The 22,337-nt window shown below is 40.0% G+C and carries 21 protein-coding genes; 1 reads left to right on the top strand and 20 read right to left on the bottom strand.

The window, feature by feature from the left end:
- The first annotated feature begins 141 nt into the window (after positions 1-141).
- Positions 142-318: a four helix bundle protein gene (locus FQ608_RS14175; protein ID WP_158858889.1), complete on the top strand. Its 177-nt coding sequence runs from the start codon at positions 142-144 to the stop codon at positions 316-318.
- A 91-nt stretch (positions 319-409) separates the two neighbouring features.
- Here FQ608_RS14175 and FQ608_RS14170 read toward each other — a convergent pair whose 3' ends face one another.
- From FQ608_RS14170 to FQ608_RS14075, 20 genes are all read right to left on the bottom strand, one after another.
- Positions 410-910 carry a PAS domain-containing protein gene (locus FQ608_RS14170; RefSeq protein ID WP_158858888.1) on the bottom strand — a complete coding sequence of 167 codons (501 nt, stop codon included), beginning with the start codon at positions 908-910 and terminating at the stop codon, positions 410-412.
- Positions 911-1,164: 254 nt separating this feature from the next.
- Positions 1,165-1,434 (bottom strand): HepT-like ribonuclease domain-containing protein, encoded by a 270-nt coding sequence (locus FQ608_RS14165; RefSeq protein ID WP_158858887.1) that lies wholly within the window; start codon positions 1,432-1,434, stop codon positions 1,165-1,167.
- Positions 1,435-1,604: 170 nt separating this feature from the next.
- Entirely contained in the window at positions 1,605-2,477 is an 873-nt protein-coding gene (locus FQ608_RS14160; RefSeq protein ID WP_158858886.1) for a hypothetical protein, read from the bottom strand.
- A gap of 117 nt (positions 2,478-2,594) precedes the next feature.
- Entirely contained in the window at positions 2,595-3,122 is a 528-nt protein-coding gene (locus tag FQ608_RS14155; RefSeq protein WP_158858885.1) for a DUF4303 domain-containing protein, read from the bottom strand.
- A gap of 279 nt (positions 3,123-3,401) precedes the next feature.
- On the bottom strand, positions 3,402-3,677 hold the full coding sequence (locus FQ608_RS14150) for a hypothetical protein (protein ID WP_158858884.1): 276 nt from the start codon (positions 3,675-3,677) through the stop codon (positions 3,402-3,404).
- An 88-nt stretch (positions 3,678-3,765) separates the two neighbouring features.
- Positions 3,766-4,050 carry a hypothetical protein gene (locus FQ608_RS14145; protein WP_158858883.1) on the bottom strand — a complete coding sequence of 95 codons (285 nt, stop codon included), beginning with the start codon at positions 4,048-4,050 and terminating at the stop codon, positions 3,766-3,768.
- Between the two features lie 285 nt (positions 4,051-4,335).
- Complete coding sequence (locus FQ608_RS14140; RefSeq protein WP_158858882.1) at positions 4,336-5,079, bottom strand: ankyrin repeat domain-containing protein; 744 nt, start codon at positions 5,077-5,079, stop codon at positions 4,336-4,338.
- 162 nt (positions 5,080-5,241) lie between these two features.
- Positions 5,242-5,529: a helix-turn-helix domain-containing protein gene (locus FQ608_RS14135; protein WP_158858881.1), complete on the bottom strand. Its 288-nt coding sequence runs from the start codon at positions 5,527-5,529 to the stop codon at positions 5,242-5,244.
- 350 nt (positions 5,530-5,879) lie between these two features.
- A complete protein-coding gene (locus tag FQ608_RS14130) occupies positions 5,880-6,209 on the bottom strand; it encodes a helix-turn-helix domain-containing protein (protein WP_234364207.1) in 330 nt (109 codons plus the stop codon).
- A gap of 265 nt (positions 6,210-6,474) precedes the next feature.
- Positions 6,475-7,038 carry a PIN domain-containing protein gene (locus FQ608_RS14125; RefSeq protein WP_158858880.1) on the bottom strand — a complete coding sequence of 188 codons (564 nt, stop codon included), beginning with the start codon at positions 7,036-7,038 and terminating at the stop codon, positions 6,475-6,477.
- Positions 7,028-7,483 (bottom strand): helix-turn-helix domain-containing protein, encoded by a 456-nt coding sequence (locus FQ608_RS14120; protein ID WP_158858879.1) that lies wholly within the window; start codon positions 7,481-7,483, stop codon positions 7,028-7,030. Before FQ608_RS14120 ends, FQ608_RS14125 begins: the two co-directional genes overlap by 11 nt.
- A gap of 60 nt (positions 7,484-7,543) precedes the next feature.
- The gene (locus tag FQ608_RS14115) at positions 7,544-7,843 is read right to left on the bottom strand and encodes a helix-turn-helix domain-containing protein (protein ID WP_158858878.1); all 300 of its coding nucleotides are present in this window, start codon (positions 7,841-7,843) and stop codon (positions 7,544-7,546) included.
- Positions 7,821-8,075, bottom strand: a complete 255-nt coding sequence (locus FQ608_RS28055) for a type II toxin-antitoxin system RelE/ParE family toxin (RefSeq protein WP_158858877.1) — start codon at positions 8,073-8,075, stop codon at positions 7,821-7,823. Before FQ608_RS28055 ends, FQ608_RS14115 begins: the two co-directional genes overlap by 23 nt.
- A 302-nt stretch (positions 8,076-8,377) precedes the next feature.
- On the bottom strand, positions 8,378-9,016 hold the full coding sequence (locus FQ608_RS14105; RefSeq protein ID WP_158858876.1) for a HEPN domain-containing protein: 639 nt from the start codon (positions 9,014-9,016) through the stop codon (positions 8,378-8,380).
- Positions 9,017-9,022: 6 nt separating this feature from the next.
- Entirely contained in the window at positions 9,023-10,045 is a 1,023-nt protein-coding gene (locus FQ608_RS14100; protein WP_262885504.1) for a DUF262 domain-containing protein, read from the bottom strand.
- A 516-nt stretch (positions 10,046-10,561) separates the two neighbouring features.
- The gene (locus FQ608_RS14095) at positions 10,562-12,391 is read right to left on the bottom strand and encodes a glycoside hydrolase family 9 protein (protein WP_234364205.1); all 1,830 of its coding nucleotides are present in this window, start codon (positions 12,389-12,391) and stop codon (positions 10,562-10,564) included.
- A 114-nt stretch (positions 12,392-12,505) separates the two neighbouring features.
- Positions 12,506-15,814, bottom strand: coding sequence for a VCBS repeat-containing protein (locus tag FQ608_RS14090; protein WP_234364204.1), 3,309 nt, complete (start codon positions 15,812-15,814; stop codon positions 12,506-12,508).
- A 92-nt stretch (positions 15,815-15,906) separates the two neighbouring features.
- Positions 15,907-17,181 (bottom strand): glycan-binding surface protein, encoded by a 1,275-nt coding sequence (locus tag FQ608_RS14085; RefSeq protein WP_158858874.1) that lies wholly within the window; start codon positions 17,179-17,181, stop codon positions 15,907-15,909.
- Positions 17,182-17,203: 22 nt separating this feature from the next.
- The gene (locus FQ608_RS14080) at positions 17,204-18,859 is read right to left on the bottom strand and encodes a RagB/SusD family nutrient uptake outer membrane protein (protein ID WP_158858873.1); all 1,656 of its coding nucleotides are present in this window, start codon (positions 18,857-18,859) and stop codon (positions 17,204-17,206) included.
- Between the two features lie 19 nt (positions 18,860-18,878).
- Positions 18,879-22,034 carry a SusC/RagA family TonB-linked outer membrane protein gene (locus tag FQ608_RS14075; protein WP_158858872.1) on the bottom strand — a complete coding sequence of 1,052 codons (3,156 nt, stop codon included), beginning with the start codon at positions 22,032-22,034 and terminating at the stop codon, positions 18,879-18,881.
- Positions 22,035-22,337: the final 303 nt, after the last annotated feature.

The raw sequence follows: 22,337 nt of genomic DNA, 5'->3' as shown, positions 1-22,337 counted from the left end.
AATGGGTGGCTCAATTACACCGAAACGGGTGGCACTAATCGAACCGTTATATCCAGGTGGCAACAAAGGAGGGAAAGGTGACGATGGTTGTTAAATACCCTTACACCATCCACTTATAAACTTATCGACTTATAAACTAAATTGGGAGTATGGCAAAAATCAAGAGAGTTGGTTAAAGATATTTATTTAGCTACAAACCAATTTCCTTCAGATGAAAAATTTGGTCTGACAAGTCAACTAAGACGAGCTACCATCTCAGTAAGCAGCAACATTGCAGAAGGTCTATTCGGTTATCGCAGGCAATTACGTGATCAATAAGCAGGAGATAGTGGACAAATTCTGTGTCAATAAAGGTTCAGGGAAGGATGTGTTTCAGATGAAGTAGGCTCACCATTGGCTAAGCGATAATCTATCCAGCCTGCCGAATTTCCCTCTCCAAAGCCAAAAAGGCCGCTATTTCATGGCGGTTATTTTTTACCGGATAGATGGTAATCTCACAGACGTAAGGGGATTTGTCTTGCTTATAGTTGACTACCTGCTGGGTAAAGGAATCACCAACAGACAGCTTACTTCTTATCGCTTGCTTTGAGGACTCATTTGTTTCCTTTCCCTGCAAAAAATTTGGAGTCCTTCCCAGCGCAAACGATTTGGGATAGCCTGTCATTTCTTTGAAACCATCGTTCACCCAAAGTATCTTACGGTTGGTATCAGTAATAACGATGGCATCATACGATTTGTCAACCAGTTGATTCCACTCAAAAACCCAACCTTTCCTCTCTGAAATATCAGATAATTCATTGATATCCAAATTTTTCCGAAAGCCCTCTACCATCAGTTCCCGCTGACTGGAAATCACATCCCAGCAAAGTAGAGGGAAAAAATTTCGTTGGGCAGCAGATTTGGTAGACATAGTTTGAATAAGTTAGAGAAAGATGAATATTTGACAAAAATTAAATTTTTTCAAGAATTGCAACTTCGATTTTGGATTAATCTAGTTTAATAAAAGTAACTAATCTGCCAAGCAAACTGTTTAATTTAAAGCTGTTTATTTTTGAAAATTTTATTAAGTAGTACTCCGGGATAGATAGATTTATAAAAATCGGAAGGATGTATAGCTTTGGACCTCTCAGTTTTCCAAGATTGTAGGGATGTTTGGCTATTTTTCTAACTATCAAGAATTTCCATATTTTTTGATTTCAGGTCTGGAATATCATTAGCAATTATACCCCAAACGAGCTTTATATCTACCCCAAAGTACTCATGCACAAAAACATATCTCATTCCGACTAATTGAGACCATTCAATGGTTGAAATTTTTGATTTTGTTATGCCTGAAATGTGGTTGCTAGCTTCACCGATAATTTCTAATTGCTTTATACAGGCAAATCTCAACATAGAGTTTTTTTCAAAGTCAAAATAATCCCTATTTGCCACATATGATTCAATTTACAAAATCGCATCAAAGATATGTTTCAGTCGAATGTGGTTTCCGAGTTTACCTCGCATATATCAGTTGCTTTTCTTTATCAACTATAGGTTTAATATATTGTGATAACCCATTGGAGGACACTAAGTCAACTTTAAAATCTAATAGCTTTTCAAGGTCATATTTCATTTGAAAAAATTGAACTTACTTCATTTGCTCTTTCCGTAATAAATTGGTTCGGTTGATTTATTTTTCCTATTGAAACAACCATATTGTTCATTTCCCTTTCCAATTCCCACGTTCCATCGCTGCGCCTTTTAGATTGCAGCAACTCCAACGCTGATGTTATTTCCATTGAGGTGATTTTCTCTCTTGCTAAAATCCATAATATTTCCAAAAAATCACTCTTATAAAAATTCGGGAAGGTGAGAAAATCAATTTTATTGATCATAATTTTCGAGGGCTGGTGGGAACTATAGCATACTTTATGTTTTAAGACAAAATCAATACACTTGTCTCTGAGACTTTTGACCTCTTTGCTTCTTTGGCTTTCTGGAATAAACGATATACCTTTCAACAATTTAACCACCCCCCAATAGCAGGTATGTTTTCCGTAACAGCTTGTATTAGAACAAAATTGGTTCTTGGCTCCCTCGTATTTACCATCATCAAACCGCTGGTAATCATAGAAAAATTCTAAAAGCCGTTTACTTTTATCGTCCGGTCCCCCGTTAAAATAACAATCAAGGAAAAGCATATTGCCATTTAGACAAGGTATCGGGAAATGGTCTTCTTTTAAGGAATAAATGCCGTGCTCTTCATCATATAAGTGATTTTTTACCTCTATTAGGGGCTTAACTACTCTATCGTCATCTCTCCTACACTGTAGTTCTGCCAATAATATTAGCGTCCAAACAGATGCTTTGTAATTTGGCACATAATGAAGGTAGTCTGGAAAATACTTATGAGACTCAGGAATTACCTCCCATAATCCATTTCCATTTTGGAAAGAAAATATTCTTTCAATGATGTTTTGCCGGCTTTGGATCATAAGTTTGAGATAAATATATCTTGGCAGCACATAGATAATCATGCGCCTGAAAGCTTGTGAAATCGGCGCCGTTAATGTGAGTTTGAATATATGGTATGTCTTTCCGCTTGCATCGCTTTACATGCTTCTAATCCAATTTACATACTCCTTGGTATAAGCGTTATCATTAAGGCGTTTAGCAATCCTTTCCATGTCCTTTGGCTCAAAATCATAATCGGAAACAGTAAATGTCAAAAAAATATCTTTGCCTGCAGTTTTCTTGAAAAACCCCTCATTTTTTAATTTCTCCAACACCTTGACACATGTTTCAAAAAGCTTTGTCTGGAAATCATCTAACCAATCTTCGTCCTCTTCATTGGCCATTACTTCCTCGTTAAGAAGACTGCTTATTTCCTCAAACGCTTCATCCGCACCTTCCATCTCGTACTTCCATGAGGCTGGTTCATACTTGTAATACAAACGGTCATTTGGATCAGATTCTGCCAAATGCTTTAGCGTATTAGTAGAAGGGCAAACTGTCATGGCTCCTTCATCGCTATACAAGGCAAAACCATAAATCCCCTCTGAGGCATGAAGGTGCACCATTTCGGAAAAGGCTTGCCTTGTTGCAGCTTCTATATTCAGTGCTAATTTTTTAAAGTCCATCGTTGATTTTTCCCCCTTAAATATAGGCTTTAAAATCAATCTGAAATACTAAAATGATGTAAAAAAAATTAGTGTAATTTTTGCCCTTATTCATTAGCTGTCAACTAGAAACTTTTCTTCCAACAAGCACCAAACCATCACATTAAGAGCGTTTCCACATTGGCCCTCGTCTTTTTAAACAACATAGATGCATAGTTCAAATAGGGGTTTCTTGAAACGTATTTTCGAAATTAAAAACATTTTGTGCTATAAGGTAAAATTTATCTCAAGAGCAGTGAATCATGGACAATAAAACGTCACGAAACTATTGATAGGTGCATACCACATATATGCACAACCACCGGATTCGGATGTCGTCATATGGAAAAGCTTCCCTTGGAATTCCCGGACATAATCCTTCATCCCAGCCATAAATTCTGTCGTGTCAAAACCCGTATGCTCTGATATTTCCCTTGCCATTATCGGAAAGATAAAATCGTATAGTCCATTTTGGTCGCTCATTTCAACTTCAAGCGGAGCAAATTCAAGCATTAGGGACAAGTAAATTCTGTTCATTTTAAAATTGTATTGGCTTACAATATATCGATAGAACTAAATGAGCTACAATTGTTACCACCAGCGAATTTCCCAGTCATTTTCGGGTTCAAAACGGCAGATCGTCTTTATTATTATCGGGAAAATGCGTCACCTGTTGATTCGAACTGTCACAATACTCATCCGTTTCTTTTTCTGTACTAATCAACCAATATTCTCCATTGATCGTATGGTCGATATCAGTTGCATTATTGTAATAAAATTCCTCTTCAGAAATGCCATCTATCACGTAGATCCTTTGGAATTTCATTTTACCCCCAACAAAATAGGACTTTCTTATAAAATTCCGTCCCTTTTTATCCGTGTGAATTTTTGATTTCTTTCTTTTCTTCACTTCAATTTGATTTCGTCTCTAGATTCGAGTTCTAAATTAATGTGTACATTGTTATTTTCCATCCGTTGCGTGGAAGATATACGAAATCCCCATTTAAACTGTTTTTCTACTAATTCGATTTTTTAATAGAACCACAGAGGACACGGAGGTAACACAGAGGACACTGAGAATTTTCTAAAAAACTCTGTGCTTTTTGTGCCTCCTTTGTGCCCTTTTTAATTATTACTGAAATAAAATGGAGAAAAGTAAAAATGTCTTTTTCATCAGTTTGTATTTTTTTAATTGTTATTTCCTCAAATACCTATTGGGAATATTTCCCGGATTGTAGTCAATATTATAAGCAGCACGCATCAATTTCCCCACAATCTCATAAATATCTTCCTCCCTACGCTGAATTTGCGGAAGCAGCCCCATCATGGCATAGCTTATCGGGTTGACTGCTGGAATAAATGTTTCCCAATCGGAACCCTTACCCCAAATAAGTCCCGGTACGGTTAGCGAAAGGTCGGCATGTTGATGGACAAAATACTTCATGACATCTATGCATACATTGGCATGCTGATTTACAGTATGAAAGATGGGAGTTTGCCCACCAAATCCGTTTGGATCTATGCCAGCTTTTATATTTATATCCTCTCCATGTTGTAAGAGCATTTTGGCGCAATTTAAATGGCCATATTCGGCGCAGATATGTAGGAGGGATACTTCGAAAAGTGGCGTAAAAGCACAGTCCAACGTATATTTTTTAAATACCCGCTCAGAATTACCTGCTAAAAGCCTATCCAGTGATGCCGCATCATCAAGCAGGACTGCCAAAAACACCTTATCCTCGAACTCCAGCCCATAATCCACAAAGATTCTGACACAGTCCTTAAAACCAGGCCCCCGCAGATACATGGTTATCAATTCATAAATGAGGAGCCTTCCCTTATATTCAAGATTGGGATCTACGCCGTTTTCAAAGCATTCTTTGATTCCCGCAGCGGAGTGAATTTCAAAGTCGTTTATGATTTTTTTCAGGTAGTCCATGTGCGCACTTTGTTGGTTGATTAACGTTTGAGCTGTGATTTAAATAATAACGGACGCAAAAAGAACCTAAGAAAACATGGGGCGGGCAGTGGTTACCCTTGTCATAGGACGCTTAAATATCTTGTGTATCCATCCAACGAACTACGCAGGCATACCTTTTTTTCAGAGTTGTAGGTTTAAACTTAATTTAGCTCCCAAAGCATTAAAAATTCGCATTACCGTTTCAAAAGTCACATTTCCGGTGCTATTTTCCAATCTAGAAATTTGAGCCTTTTTAACTCCTACTAATTCCCCTAATTGTTCCTGCGTCAAATTTTTCTTCTTTCGGGCAGTTTTAATCATATCGCCAATGAGTTCAAGTTTAAGCTCAAATTCATATTCGTCTCTTTCTTGAGTTCCTTTTTTTCCGATTAAAAGGTCTTCAGCTTCGTCTAATTTGTAACTCTTCATTTTTTCTTGCTTTCTAGATAACTTGTTCTAAAGCCTAGTTTCAAATCGTTTTATCACTTATTTCTAAATCTAACTACACTTTAAAGATATAAAAGGTTTCGTTAATCGTAAACAATTTTCGGTTTTCAAAGCATTCTTTGATTCCTGCGGCAGAGTGAATTTCAAAGTCTTTTATGATTTTTTTCAGATATTCCATGCAAACCTTAGTTGTTGTTAAACGTTTTTATTTTATCATGAATCTTACTTGGGTTAGTTTTTCATCTGTTTATAATTTGATATTTAACGGTCAGATGGAATCTCGCAATTATAATCATCCCTCCGTGCGTCGCCTGCGTCATGCTCGATTTCATCTATTCTATCGTAAAGGATATTTTCTTGCCTAACCCAATTTCAAGAATTTTGTACAAAGTGGATAGCTGAATATCACTTTTCCCGTTTTCAATTCTCGAAATAAAGCTCTTTTTTGTGCCGGTTTTCAGTGCCAGTTGTTCCTGAGTCATGTTCGAAAGTCTTCTCTCTTCTTTGATTAGCTCCCCGATTGCAAAAGCTTTCGCCTTTGCCTCAAATGCTATTCTTTGATCTGTTCCAGGTGCCCCATATCTTTTTTCTAAATGGTCCTCAAAGGTTGTTGCATTCTTTTTATCTATCTTTTCCATCTTATTACGGATTCTGCTTTTCATTAAAATTTTTTCAAAAATATTTATCGGGAATATTTACCGCTTTATAGGCAATATCATAAGTGGCAAGCATCAATATCCCCACAATCTCATAAATATCTTTTTCCCTACGATGAAATTGCGTAAGCAGCCCCATCACGGCATAGCTTGTCGGGTTGACTGCTGGAATAAATGTTTCCCAATACCCCCAGATAAGTCCGGATACGGTTAGCGCCTACCTGCGGAAGCTATGCCTTGTCCAAGATTTTGTTGTGCATACGTTTTTTTATTATAAGAGAGCATGCAGGTAGTTAGCCGAATCAATCAATCCATTTCTCCGAAATCGATCTAATATCTCAAACTCATCAAGATTTGGATTGGTTCTATTCAACACCAAAGCTCTGAAAGCTTCTAATGCAAGTTCATTGTTTAGGTCAATGGTATCAGTTATAAAGTCATCAGCTGTTTTTGCCGTTAACCCGAAGCTTGCTAAATATGCTTCTGGAAAATCTTTCAGGTTGTTCGTTATTATGATATTTGCATTCGTTTTAATTGCCGCAGCCAATACATGCCGATCTTTTTCGTCGGGCAATTCTAAAGAATTAACAAGGGGTTCATAATTATCAACCAACGCATCCGGAAATGCACGCAAGGCCTTATTCAATCTTTTTTCTATCTCTTCCTCAGAAATACCCTTTCGTTTCATCACGTTTTCCCATTCAATAAAAAATTGTTTACTCCATTTGGGAGTGAAAAGATCATATGAGGCAAACCAAAACAGAAGATCCCTGATATCAATCGGATAGATCACATTCGTATCTAGAACGCACGTAAATCTAACACTATGAATCATATAACCCTGATTCTTCGTCTGATTTCATTATTTCTATCAGCAATTTGCGCTGCTCATCTTTCATTTTTCTTTTATAATTGATGATATCCTGATATTTGATTCTTCTGTGTTTACCAACTTTTGAAAAGCTGATCTCCCCATTTTCAAGCAATTTCACCAAATGTGGTCTTGAGCATCCTAAAAGTTCCGCTGCTGCCTGAGTCGTTATTTCGGTTGCAATAGGAACAATAGATACAGGTTTACCATTACTGGTTTCCTTTAAAATTCTGGCTAGAAGCTGCAATGCTTTTAAAGGAATTTTAATCCTTTCATTTGTCTCTTGGATTTCAATTTCAGGGTATTCGGAATGAATTTGATCTAATGCAGCAGCTAAGGCATCGTAAGATACCATGGCTGCCTTTTGCTCTTCTTTAGAAGGTCTATTTATATTCTCAATGTTATTCATATTAGTCTGCTTTGAATAACAAATATATGAAATATTCAAAACAACGTTCGTTTATTTCGATTATTTGAACAAAGTTCCATCAAGTCCTTGACGGATAAATCTCATTAAAGTCGAAAGCCTGATTTCGCTTGCATTATTTTCAATTCTTGAAATGAACGTTTTTGTCGTTCCACATTTTTCAGCAAGCTGTTCTTGTGTCAAACCTAGCTCTTTATGAAGGACCTGAATCATAGCTCCTAATTTAAGAGCTTCAAATTCTTCTTCATACTCTTCACTTTCGGGGGTACCTTTTTTCCCGTATTGCTCATCCAAATGCCCGGAAAAGGATGTCAATTTCTTATTTAAAGCTCTGTTGCTCATGGAAATATTGTCTTTTAGGTTTCGCTGCTAATTCTAATTCGCTTATAGGCGTCTTCTGTGTGTTTTTTTGAAATCCATTAACCAGTACTATTAAATTTCCTTTGTCGAAAAATCTGAAAACTCTGAAAATATCCGAACCCACTTCTACACGTATTTTAAAAATTCCTGTCGAGTTGGTCACATAGTTAAAATACTTTTTTGGAACTCTTTCAATCGTTTCAATTAGTTGCAAAGTCCAGTTAAATTTCTACTTTACTTCCTGTCATAGCTCCTTAAAAAAATCTAAATATTGATTTTCGTATTAAAGAATTTCTCTAAAAAAACGTTAGATAAATACGTAACATAATTCAAATGTTTTGGTCGATTTTAATGTTAGTGATGGTAAAGTCTAATGCCAACAATCGTTGGGCATTTTGGTAAACAGTAGAAATTTGTAGTATTAGATTGTCTGCCCACTAATTAAACTGACAAAAAATATAAAACTTATTTTACTAATGAATCGCCTCCTTTGGATAGGTTCTGAATGGAGTGGTCTTAATCTATTAGCTTTTTAGCTCTATTTTTTATTTCTAAACAAAGAGATAAGCAATCAGAAACGATTATCTTCGCTTCTTCAGGCTCGATACTTTGCTTTACTCGTCCTTTCTCTAAAAACTTATGAGCATAAGCACCTCGTTCATTTGCTAATTTTTCCAGGGAATTTGACCAATTGACATCTTTCGGAATATCAACCGACACGGGCATTAATAATTTGCGCAAATATTTGAGTGAAACTCCATGATTATTGAATACTTCTTTAGAGAATGACGATTTAATCTCGTCCAATTTGACTCTATTGTAATCATATATTGTTTCAATCGTCTCTACTGAAAGAGTTTCGGTATTTGATTCAAGATAATTAGCGTGACTACTTTTGAAGTGCATAAGCGAAATCAATGGTTTTGTTAGTTTTAGCTCAATAGTATAAAGCTTTATTGACTTATTCATTACTTGCAACGCAATTAGTTCCACGAATTCTTCAAATGCGGCATGGCATAGAATACAATATGACTTTACGTCAAGATTATAATCATCTGGCGTTGAGAGAGGGTTCTCCAAATGGGCCTTAAGAAACTTCTCTTCAATCTTTTCTAAGTAATCATTAACCTTAATGTATTGAATATCAAAATCCATATGTACCTAATTAAACGGATTAAGGTCGATACTTAATTCAAAGGATTCATTCAAAAGGGTTTGAAACTTAGAGTATCGAGTTCGGTAGCTTTCAATATTTTTTGTTGATGATTCAACTGATGTTCTGAATTCATTGTCTTCACTACATAGTTTTTTGAAGTTCTCGATAAAAACTTCAGTCAACTTAAGCTCTTTCCTATCCATTTGCATAAAGTAGAAACACTGGACTTCGAAAATTACTCGGTTAAATCTTGATTCAAATTCGTTATTAGTAACTTTTCGTCCAATTTTCGAAGATGAGCCAAATACTGTACTAAGGTATTCTATCGTATCATTAAACTCTTTATATGTGTTTGATATTTCTGATTCAAAATTACTCCAATCCTTGGTAATTAGCGCCATTTTATCGTCAAGGAACTTCTTGAGATTTCCAGTATAATCAGATGCAAACATCCTAAATGCAAATACTCTTAAAATTATCTCAATGTCTTTAAGCCTTTTGTCAGGTCCTGAAAGTTTTAAAACGTCATGCACTGGTTGCTTTTCATTTGTTATAGAAATTAAAAAGTTAGCAAACTCTCCTCTATTCAATACCTGTCTCAGCTCTTGTGTAGAAAGAGGGACAGAGCCAGAATTGAGTCTATAAAAAATATCATATAAAACATTATTAGTGGTAAAGTTTGTTATTACTGTGCATCGCAGTGATGAATTTTGGAATTCTCTAAGTTCATTAACATATTTTGGGTTAGACTCCAGTTCATGGAATTCCAAACTATTCAAATCATCTCGAACCTGAAGTTTCTGAAGTTTAGGTCTTGTCCAATAGTTATATCCATCCGGGTCAATATACCCAGCAACAGTTAACAACCTTTGTTTGCCATCAATTACTATGAAGGAGCGTTTTCTATGAGAGTCTTCTGCAAGTACAATCTCCGGAACCGGATAGCCAATAATAATTGATTCAATCAACTTACTTCTTTTTTCATCCGTCCAAGCATTCCGTCTTTGAAATTTTGGATTTAAGTCAATGTTTCCTCCTTTAATTTGAGCTTGAATGGTCTCAATTGTCCAATCTCTTGAATAGACGACGATGTCGCTAGGATCGAATTTTTAGATGTCCTCAGCGATTTCCTCATTGCTCTCTAGGATCTCATCTTCATATGTTTCTTTGCTCATAGCTGTAATTATTCGTGAATTTCAATTACTAATAGTAAAAATTTGCCGATCGGAAATCTTCCATTTGGTTAATTTGGTCTGGAATTATTTCCTTTTTTTTGAGGCAAGTACATCTTTCCAGCATACGAATCCTTTCACACCCTATCCGTTCCTCTACCGATAGACAGCCTTCACCATCCTTATCGAAACCAGTAAATTCGTTATTTCCCCGATTATTTAACAGAAAAATTCAACGGTTTGTAGCCAAAACCATAAGCAGCAAACATTAACATCCCCAAAATATACACAAAACTAATCAAATTTTCCCCCACCAATCTTCAGAAATACTAAAAAACAGTTTGTACCCAGACCTAATCTACAAAAAAAGTATCAGTCCCCACCACTCATCTCCCTCGAAAGAAACTCCACCGCATTGACCAAATAGGCAAAGGGTGCATTCCAGTTGATTGCTATTTCGTTGGAGGCGTAGGAACAGGCTTCGTCGGTGTAGGACTCGTCGGGAATTTTGCTGCTGTAGTTGCATCCGTCCTGTTGGCCGGGATTGGGGCCACCGACGATAAAGCCGGGTAGGGGTTCCTTTTCGGGTTCGGCTTCTGCCAGTCTATGGTGCGGTCTTTTGGGGGTTTTATAGCCAAAACCTGTCACATAGCTATATCCGATAGCGTTTCTGCCCAACATATAATCCAAATTGGATAGGGCTCCATCTAAGTACCTTTGTTCTCCGCTAAGGCGGTAAGCCTGCAACAAAACAATCCCCTGATTGGACGCTACGGCATTACTCCCCCACACAAAATCTTTGGCGGTATGCCCCATGGCACTGCGGTAGGCACCGCTGTTCGCAAAATCCACATACGCATTGGCCTGATCCATCAACTTGCTTCTGATAGCAGCAAGCAGATCACTTGGAAGTTGTTCCAAATCTTCGCTGAACCTGAGCAAAGAATAATACCCCAGCCAAGAGACCTTATTCCAAGTAGGAAGCTCAAAAGAATCTGGTACGGAAACCTCCTGTAGATATATTGGATTCTGTGTGCTGATAAAGAGTTCACTGGCTGCCCAGACCCATTCATCCTCCACTGAATTATCCCCATAAGCACCGGTGTGGATTTCTGGTTGATGGATTTTGTTCATATCATTTTGCCGGTACAAAACCTCCGGATTCTTCTTGGCCCAGTGCCAAGCCGATTCAGCAGCTTTTAGGTATTCAGCAGCTAGGTTTGGATGATAGGCTTTTAATATCCGGGATGCCTGTGCCATTACGGCCGCAAAGTCCAAGGCTGCCGCCGTACTTTTAGCAACGACATACCGTTGATTGGTGGCCTTATGGGGCAATACCATGCCTTCGAATCTTGCCGTGGTCAGCTTATGATATACGCCACCGTCCTCAGAATCCTGCATATTTGCCATCCACCTAAGGTTCCATAGCAGTTCATCGATAAGGTCAGGAATTGCATTGTCAGATTCCGGAATGGAAAGATCTAATTGTCGTGATTCCTCCGGAAAATCCTCATACAAGGACATCAAGGTACCCATGGTAATTCCACTATTGACGATATACTTATTGTAGTCGCCCGCATCGTACCAGCCCATTGGAGCGGAAAGGACGGTTCCCTCCGGCTTGCTTGGGCTTGCAGCTGATGCATGAATCTGCACCTGATCATCCGGGTGTCCGGCTGGCCGGGCCCATATTCCCGCATATTTTTCCTCCAAATCCATGGTAGCCCGCTGGAAATAGTAGCTCTTCAAACTTGCCTTCCCAAGCGGTTCAAAGATATTGGCTTGGATCTGAAATGATGGGGAGCAACCCAAAGATGGAATATAAACACAAAATTCACCTGCTTTTTCGAAGTCAGAATAGTCAGCAATCCACGTTGTTTTATCAGAAAAAACAGACTGTACAGGTGCGGAAAGTTTCCCCTCAAATACCTGCTGCTTGTTCTTTGTGTCTAATAGAAAGAATTCATTTGATTCAGGTTCCTCCGTGACAACTGCAATTTTATCCGCCTCGGGGTAGTAGCCAAGTTGGTTTACCCGGATGGCTTCGTTGATTTTGGTGTCCACGGTACCGAGACTGGGACTACATCCCTCTAAAAATGCTATGAGAATTATCAGAGTAAATAGAAAGGGTTTCATAGGTTTTGAGTTAGATGCGTTGATAGTATGCAGGTTGCTTTCAAGAGAGGTTATCTTCGTTTTCATATGATTATAATTGTTTTTCAATGGCCATATGGAATCTCGCAATTATAATCATCTCACTGTGTGACGATCTCGTCATGCTCGATTTCACGTGTAAGGAATGAAACATTAAGCTTTTTATGGTTGCTTGTTTGGGGTATAGATTTCAATTTGGTTCTCAGACTTGCCAAACCAAAGGTCATCGTTATGTTGGACTACACTTCTGATGTCTCCTTTTAAGGAAAACCCGGAAATGTATTGAGGTATATAGGTTATGCTTTCCAAGCTGTCCCCGATTTGTAACAGGACACCGTGGTTAGCATCAATTCTTCCAATTTTTAGCCTGGCCTCTTCCTGATTTCCAAGAAGGAGAATTTCTTTTCGGCTATCATTTCCCTGAATGGAAATAATCGCATAAACAGGAGCTAACTGGGCTTCTATTGGAAGTTCCATGGCTGTCATCCTTCCGTCGATATTCTGGAAAAGCTTTGTTTCCAGCGTAGTAACATCCATTTTTTGGGCAAGGGCAAGCTCTTTTTTATTTAATATATCCGATAATCCCGCTTCCGCATAGGCTTCATAGCTAGGGAACATCGCTTTCTTTTTATAGAGCTGCTTGGACAATTCCTCTCTGGACAAATAGGGATAGGTTTTATCCTGAATGTAAAAAGTCAGTATTGGATCTATCGATCCGTTGTCGTCAAAATCTGCATAATACATCTCCATGGGTTGCGTAGTGCTGGCGGTATACTGCGAGTTTTTCCCAAGATTACCAGCAATGATTTCCGGTAAACCGTCGCCATCCAAGTCCTCCACAAGGAGGCTTTTCCACAAACCAGTTTCGCTGATATCAAAAAAGTCAGCAGTATGGTCTTCTAGGGATTCATTCCCATACTTAAAAATTTGTACAGGTGCCCAGTCGGAGGCTACTACTATTTCTTCAATACCATCCCCATTCAAATCCGCTACCTCAATCGCATTGACACGCTGCAGGCTGGGGACGGCAATTTCTTTAAAGTCTTTTCCGCTTTGGTTAATCAAGATTTTACCAGAAGCAGACTCAGGAAACCTGCCCGGCAAATAATATCCACCCAAAACCAAATCCATAAATCCATCCTGATTCAGGTCAATGGCTACGGCTTTGGAGTGACTAGCTTGGTTTTGGTCTGTATAGTGTTTTGATGGATTCAAATTCCCATTTCCGTCATTGATCAGTAGCCTATTTGTCATTCTCGGATCATTCGGAACAAAATCATGGTACCCACCTGCTACCAAAAACACATCCTGAAATCCATCCCCATTAAAATCAGAAATAACCGCATCGGTGATCAGCCCTTCCATTTCAGTTCCTTCTGGAAGAATGTTTCTGGTTAAATATTCCCCATTCTCTAAAGAAATTAGAACAGGCTGCTGACCCAAACTGCCAAGTGCCAACACTTCCAAATTGCCATCACCTTTCAGATCAATCTCTTTTAAATGGGTTCCTCTATTACTCAAACCCTCCATCAACTGCCCCTGACGGTTAAAATCCCGAAAATACCTGGAGGGATTTCCTAAACTTAAAACCTCGGATTTAGCCCAACGTGAGTTTTTCACTTTTGCGACATTGAGATTTTCATCTCCGTTGCTTTTTCTCACTTCAATCCTAGTATTGATATCAGGTTTAATAAGCAAATTTCTAGCTCCATCAGGCCAAACGACTTCGAGCGAATCAATTTCCTTGTAACCCCCCAATCCAAAATGTAGAACTGACCCAACATTACCCTGATAACCCCGGTATGGTTGCTGCTCAAAAAACTGTTTTTGCCCCCCGGTATACAGCGTGACTTTACTTCCAAAACCGCTCAAATTGCCTTTTTCACCAATCAAAACCACCTGCAAAAATCCGGTATCGTCCTTCTCCCTGCTGAGATTTTTATAAACAAAAGCTTCTTCGTTGATATTGTTAACAACCAAATCCAAGTCACCGTCATTGTCCAAGTCCACGTACACCGCCCCATTGCTGTTAGAAAATTCAGTTAAGCCCCAGGCATTCGATTGATTTGTAAACTTAAGGTTGCCCTGATTTTCGAAGATGTAATTTTGAAGCGGCGTGGCCGGCATTGCATTTATCAATTGTACGATACCCTCTTGGTCTACTTTGGAGTCCTTCAAATAGTCGTTTCTATAATTAATAAAATCAAGGTTGGTAAAGTCCTTTAAAAATCCGTTGCTGACAAATAGATCCTTATGACCGCTGTTGTTAAAATCAGCAATAAGCGGTGCCCAGCTCCAGTCTGTGTTTGATATTCCAGCCAATTGGCCGACTTCGCTAAATGTTCCATCCCCATTATTTAAATGCAGCATATTCCGCATATACTGATAATGAAAGCCTGCATTTTTGATCAGCTCGAAATGATCGTAATTTTCCGGGGAGAATAATAATTTTTGCCGCTTGTTGTCTTCGGGCAGCATGTCCAAAGTAAAAATATCGGGCTTGCCATCGTTGTTGATATCCGCCACGTCTACTCCCATCGTATACAGACTTATATGATCAAGCATTTCGACGGACTGATCAGTAAATGTCCCGTCTCCGTTATTAACATATAAATAATCCGGTGCTGAATAGTCATTCCCGAGATAGATATCCGGAAACCCATTTCCTGTGATATCTGATATGCCAGCACCCAACCCATAGCTCAGCGGATTTGTGGCGAGCCCTACCTCTTTTGTAACATCCCTATAGATCCCCTCTTCATTCCTGTAGATTTTAGAATGCATGTCGGGTTCAAATTCCTCCAATCTTTTTTTGTACTGGTTCAAATCCAGGTTACTGAACAACCTCGGATTATGTTGTAGTAATAACAGATCCAGATCACCATCCAGATCATAATCAAAAAACAGCGCCGATGTACTGTAGCCTGGATCATCCAATCCGAATTCGGCAGCCATTTCTTTATAAATTGGGAGTCCATCCAAATCCAATCCCTGATGCACAAAAAGTTGGTTCCGTCGCTGTTCGGCCTGAAAATCACCTGAATAGCACACATAAATATCGTCAAAACCGTCCTGATTGATATCTACCATGACCGCCCCTGTAGCCCAGCCATCCTGCCTTCCAAGGGTGTTGGAGGCAAAACTAATGTCCCGAAATTGGAAGTTCCCTTTGTTGAGATAGAGCCTGTTTTCGACCATATTGCCAGTAAAATACAGATCCATCAATCCGTCATTATTGACATCCCCCACTGCAATGCCACCTCCATTATAGAAATATTGGAACGTAAGGATATTCGCAAGCGCATTTTCAGTAATGGAATTGTTGAATTCAATAGATGAATCAGTTCCCAGCACCCGTTCAAACAGAGTATTCTCCTTTAAATCCACAGGTTTTTCATTACAACCTGTAATTGAAAGTTGCAAGAGAATAAATAAAAGGAGGGTTGAAAGCCGTAACTGATTGAGTTTCATAGGCTGATTAAAAGAATCAATTTTATAAACAAAGGGATGGCTTAAGCCATCCCTTTGTTTAGTTATTTATCATTTACATTACCTGTAAACTATTAGAAGTTTGCCCGTACTACCCTGACATTGTCAATACCAACTACGGCAGAGATATCCGATCCGGTACTGTTCTGGACAACCAGCCTAAGCTGTTTGACTCCATCACCGCCACCTGCCAAGAAATTACTGTAAGTATTTAACCGTATGTTTCCACTGGTCAAACTGCTCAAGTTAACCGACATGGTATACCATTCTCCATCCGTGGTCCGTACAAAGTCACTGATCGGAACATTGACCTGAAGCTCATTGCCACTGGCATTTGGATACCATAATTGCATTAATAATCCTTCAATAGATTCGGAAGTATTTACAGCAACCTCAAATCGAATGTCAAATTGGGATGTTGCCGCTCCAGGACTAAACCTATCCGTAGGTGCTGTCGGGAAAAATTGTTCCCCGCTCCATGCTGCCAAATTTAGCACCTTATCATTGTTCCAGCCAAAACTACCGGGAAAGGCCTGATTCATCCCAGCGAAATTACCATCCAGACTTTGTATACCAGGCTGCTCGCTTCGGATCATTTCTCCGGAGAGTCCCCACCCCCAGTTCCAAGGCCAACCTAACACGCCATCTGTATCAAAGTCGGCAATCATTCCCAATCCATCGTAGATTTGGGTATTTCTGTTCACTACAGAACCTCCACTTCGGCTTACCACAGAAATACTGTTTCCCTCCGAAAAGTCCAAATTCTCAGGAACAGTCACTCTCAGCGTGGTGCCGGTGGAATTGGTTGAAATGCCTGAAGTTACAAACACATCCTCTCCAGGAAAATAAACAGTGTCCACAAAGTAGAAATACCGACCATATAGCATCAATTCATCCCCAGAATTAAGAAACTGGTTCTTAACCTGCATAATCTGAGGAGGAGGTGGCAAAGTTTGAAAATCCATGGAGGTCTCTCCATATTGAGTCACTACCCGAATCTTATTGACCACATTGGGATTCGTGGCTACCGTTGGTACAGAATCATTTATCTGTACCAGTATTGTTGTATTCGTGGTAAATGCTGGATTGACGCCCAAAGGGTAATCATTTAAGAATACTTGTTGCGTAGTCGCCAAGTTATTACCGATGATCGCAAGGGTAGAACCAAGCGTGGCACTAACAAATGCTGAATCAGCGGTAGTCGGATCGGTATTTCGAATCCTTTCGATGATAGGAGCAGCCATTCCCTGATTATCATCTTCTGAGCAGGATACGAATCCAAAACCCACAAGAAGCAGAAGGAAAGGAACTGTTCCGCTATATATGTATTTAATGATATTTTTTTTCATTTGAGTATGGTTATTAAGTGAATTAATTTCCAAAATTATACGGCACCGGGGCTTTCCTCAAATTGGGAGCCCTCGCCAGTTCCGCTGAAGGAATTGGAATCCGGAAGTTTCCTGATGATACTTGGAAAAATCGGGGAGTCGTGTCAAACTCTGGAATTTCAATTTCCCACAAAGTAGGATCGGGAATTCTGTCTGCATAGACACGGAATGTACCTCTATCTTGGTTAGATAAAATCTCATAAGCTTTGGCAGGGTCGTAGTAATGAAGTCTAGTAAATTCATACCATGCCTGTCCCTCCATGGCAAACTCCTTGATTCTTTCCTTGAAAATATCGTCCCACGTAACTGATTCAAGCGGAGTTACACCGGCTCTGTCTCTTACTAGGTTGACGTAGGTGAGGGCTGCTCCGGGATTAACATCCACAATGGCTTCCGCATAGGTTAGGTAAACGTCAGCAAGCCTTAATATATAAGTATTAATTTCTGTACCTTGTTGTACCACTCTACCGTCATTGTCCTCAGGCCTTCCGACTACATATTTTTTTACCCAAGCACGGGTGACAAATGCCCTTCCGGCTTCCTCTTGCGCTGGGACGCGAAGTTGCTGTGCGGACCCACCTGCTGGAACTTGAGTAATATAAGGATAATGGTCACCCGGGAACATAAAACTTGCTTTCCTCCTGGTATCAAAAGCGAAATCATCATACAGTTCAAGCATCCACTTAGAGGCACCAATATCTCCCCCCCAGCCATCACCGAAACCAGTGATTTCAGACCCGTAGGCTAAGAATGCCTGGACAGAGTTTTGGGCACCCCAAGCACCTGACTGTCCCGCATTGTAAGTCCATTGTAAAGCAGCCAGGGTCTCCACGTTGTTGTTAAAGGCTACTTTGAATAAATCCTCATAGTTTGGCAGTAAGGTCTTGCCACTATTGTCTATAACCCTTTTGGCATAATAGGCTGCAGAATCAAGGTCTGTCCTGTTGCGTGTTCCGGTAATACCTGCTCTGGTCAAAAACATCTTTGCCATCATACCTTCCGCACTCCATTTATTCAACCTTCCACTTTGAACAGATTGATCTGGAAGATTCTTTGCGGCAAATCTCATGTCCTGCATAATAAATTCCCAAACAGATTCCTCTGTATTTCTGGCCAACGTTGTGTCCTGAAGCAATGTGGTATTATTAGTAATCACAGGTACTGGTCCATAATTTTGTACCAGATGAGAGTATGCAAGACCCCGCATAAATTTGGCTTCGGCCAATCCATGGTTGTAAATTCTGGTGCTAACTTCCTCTCCCGCAAAGGCTGTGATATTGTAAATCACTGAATTGGATTGTGCTACCACATTGAAGAATGATCTCCAAGCATCGCCGTTCTCTGGCGTATCTCCAGTAGTGTTGAACCTGACATTTTCCAATTGGTAAGAACCTGTCGTGAGTATGCCCCCCCGTGCATCACCAATCCCATGGGAGGCTTTGTCATTGTAGGCAAACCATACAATGTTGTAAAGTGGTGCCGTAGCCGATAAAACCTGACCATCGTTTTGGTAGAAGTTTGCGTCAACAATGGCATCCAAGGGTGGCCTGTCAAGAAAATCGTCCGAACAGCCGGCTACGAATGTTGCTACCCAAAGCAACGAAGCCAATCCTATATTTAATTTATTTTTTATCTTCATGATATTCATTTTGAAGTTTTTAGAAGTCAATACCTACGCTGACGTTATACATCCTAGTGAGTGGATATCGTCCATAGTCTACGCCAATTAATTGATTGGTAGCAGATACGTTGTTCCCCACATAGGCACCAACCTCAGGATCAAATCCCGTATATTTTGTCCATGTAAGCGCATTTTGAACACCGATAGAAACTCTAGCTCCTCTGATTACATTTTGACCAGCTAGGTATTTAACAGGTATATTATATCCAAAGCTGACATTTTTCAATCGTAAGAATGAACCGTCTTCCACAAACTTGTCCGTGATTCTTTCCCCGTTTCCATTGATGTCCGTGACAGTGATTCTAGGAATATCCGTTCCCGGATTAGCTAGGAAGTCATTCCCATTTGCGTCCTGTTCAATTTTGGCATACTGGAACGTTTCCAATAACATGTTTCTTCCTAAGTTGATGTTATTAGGATTGGTATTGACAAATCTATTGTAGTTGTATATTTTGTTTCCAATGGATCCAATAAACAATAGGTCAAGCGTAAATCCTTTGTAGGTAAAATTCTGTGACATTCCAAAAGAGAGGGTAGGCCATGGATTACCCAGGAAGGTCTGATCTCTTTCATCAATTATTCCATCTCCATTGACATCTTTGTATTTAAGATCACCGATATATACTCCTTCAGGGCTTGCAGGTAATCGGTTTCCATTGTTATCAACTGGTATCGCACTCTGCTCGATTTCCTCAGTAGATTCGAACAAGCCATCGTATTGATAACCGAAAAACTGCCATGGCGGAGAACCTATTACTGCCCGCTGCGTGAAATTATTCATATACCAAGCGGTTCGGTCAATAAATGACGCTTCTGAAAAGAACCTGGTGATTTTGGTGTCAAATCCTGAAACGTTGTAATTACCTGTCCAAGTAAATCCGGACTCCCGTCTATCCATTTGGATGACATTCAACGTAAATGCCCATCCCCTGTTTTCGAGTGCGCCTATATTAACTGTAGGCGTTCCAATGCTTCCCTCTCCGGATGTACCCATATACCAAGGCAATGGATTTGGGAGCAATAAATTGTCGGTTTTTTTGATATAAAAATCACCTTCCAACTGAATCCTGTTTTCGAATAGATTCAAATTAAAACCAATATTATTGGTCAGTGTCTCTTCCCACTGCAATCCGGGATTGCCAAATCGGGAGACTAAAAACCCACCACCCCAAGGTGTGGGGATACTAGGTGAACTTAATGGGGCGAAAATCGCTCCTGCGCTGCCCTGGTTTCCAGTCAAACCAGTCTCCAACCGAAGTTTTAATTCTTCTATCCAAGTGGCTCCGCTAAGAAAGTTTTCCTCAGAAATCCTCCAGGCACCTGATACGGAAGGGAAATATCCCCATCTGTTTTCAGGACCAAAATTGGCAGATCCGTCAGCTCTGATCGCACTTTGCAAGACATATTTGTCATTGAATGAATAAACTAACCTTCCAAAATAGGATTCCATTGCCCAGTGATTCATACCTCCGTTGTTGGTTGATCCCTGTGCGGAACCAAGACCTATAGAAGGTATCTCATTGGACGGTAAGTTTTGTCTATTTGCGGCTACAAATTCGTAGCGGGATGCCTGCGCCTCATGGCTAGCCATCAGGTCGACCCGGTGGGGACCAAACTTTTTGGAATAGTTTAAAATCTGCGACCAGTTCCAATAGTAACTCGATTCTGAACGTTTTTCCAGCAAGTTTACATCATTTCGTACCACTCCAAGCGTATAAGTTGGGGTAAAAAAGCTTGACAGGTTTGCGCCAAAATTACCGTTTACTTGGGTAGTAAAGGTCAATCCTTCCATGATTCTAGCCTCTAAAGTCAATCCTCCAAGCACAGAGCGTCTTAAGAAACTTCTGTCCAGTAGGTTAGCTATTGCTATTGGATTTGGCGGGGTGAACTGCAAGCTACTTCCATTGATAGGATCTGCTCCACCCCAACTGCCGTCGACATTCGTCACAGGTATGTTGGGTGCCATTTGAAGTGCATTGTTGACTACGTCGGTACTTCCTGTTGCCAATTGCTCATTGGTCTGAGATACCTGAAGGTTCAATCCGGTTTTCAACCATTTTCTGGTTTGATTGTCAAGATTGACACGCATGGAATATCGCTCAAATCCGGACCCTATTGCGACGCCTTCCTGATTGAAAAATTCCCCAGATACAAAGTAGGTGGTGTTGTCATTTCCACCACTTAGGTTGAGGTTATGTCGATGTAGCGCCGCAGTACGAAACAGTGCTGATTGCCAATCGGTACCTGGTCCCAGTAAAGAAGGGTCCATTAATGTGGGTTGTGTTTGACCACCAGTAATTTGGTTTACCTCGTTAACCATGGTGGCGTATTGGCTTAGATCCATTACCGGCGTAAACACGGGCTTATCCTGCAAACTATACAGATAGCCGTAGTTTATTTTTACCTCTCCAGATTTCCCTCTTTTGGTTGTGATCAAGACAACTCCATTCGTAGCTCTTGAGCCATATATGGCAGTGGCAGAGGGACCTTGGAGAATTTCCATCGTTTCTATATCACTTGGATTTAGATTTGCCAGTGGGTTAGTGCCAGCAGTCGCTCCAAAGGATACGGTGGATGGTTGGAATTGCACACCGTCTATAACGTAAAGTGGTTCGTTGGATCCACCAATTGAGTTGACTCCCCGGATATTAACAGAAATCCCTCCACCGGGAGCACCGGTATTTTGGGTAACATATACCCCCGCAGCTCTTCCCTGCAAGCCCTGCTCAATGGTGGTATTAATGGTACGGTCTATCATTTCCGAGCTCACCGAAACGTGCGCGGAGGTCATGTCCTGTCTTCTCATCGTACCATAACCGACTACGACTACCTCTTCCAGGCTTGCCAAGTCTTCTTCCATGGCAACATTTATGGACCTTCTGTTTCCAACTACAGCCTCGGCTTGTTTGAATCCGATGGAACGGAATATCAGTACCTGCTCTTCGTTGCTGACAGTTAGTGTAAAATAGCCATCAAAATCCGTTGCGGTACCTGTGGTAGTACCGCGAACCTGAACAGTGACTCCGGGTATTCCCAGTCCGTCAGCGGATGAGGTCACCTTACCCATGATATTAATTTGTGCGTGAGCTATCCCTGAAATCAGAAATAGCAATAGCAGTAAGCGTTGTTTCATATGATTATAATTGTTTTTTTGATGGCCATATGGAATCTCGCTATGATAATCATCACACTGTGTGACGTTTTCGTCATGCTCGATTTCATATGTTTATAATTGTTTTTTAGCGGCTACATGGAATCTCGCAATTACAATCATCCCACTGTGTGAGGCTTTCGTCATGCTCGATTTCATAATCTGCAATTTTTAGGTTTATGGAATAAATAGGATGCTAAATCCAAGAAGAGGATGCACCGGAAAAAGGTCAATTATATTCGGACTTGGAGGAGGAAGTGAGAGATACTGCATTCGGTCTTTGGG

The organism is Lunatibacter salilacus, assembly GCF_009797935.1.
GTDB lineage: Bacteria > Bacteroidota > Bacteroidia > Cytophagales > Cyclobacteriaceae > Lunatibacter > Lunatibacter salilacus.
The sequence above is the reverse complement of the archived record's forward strand: the minus strand, read 5'-3'. Positions and strand labels throughout refer to the sequence as shown.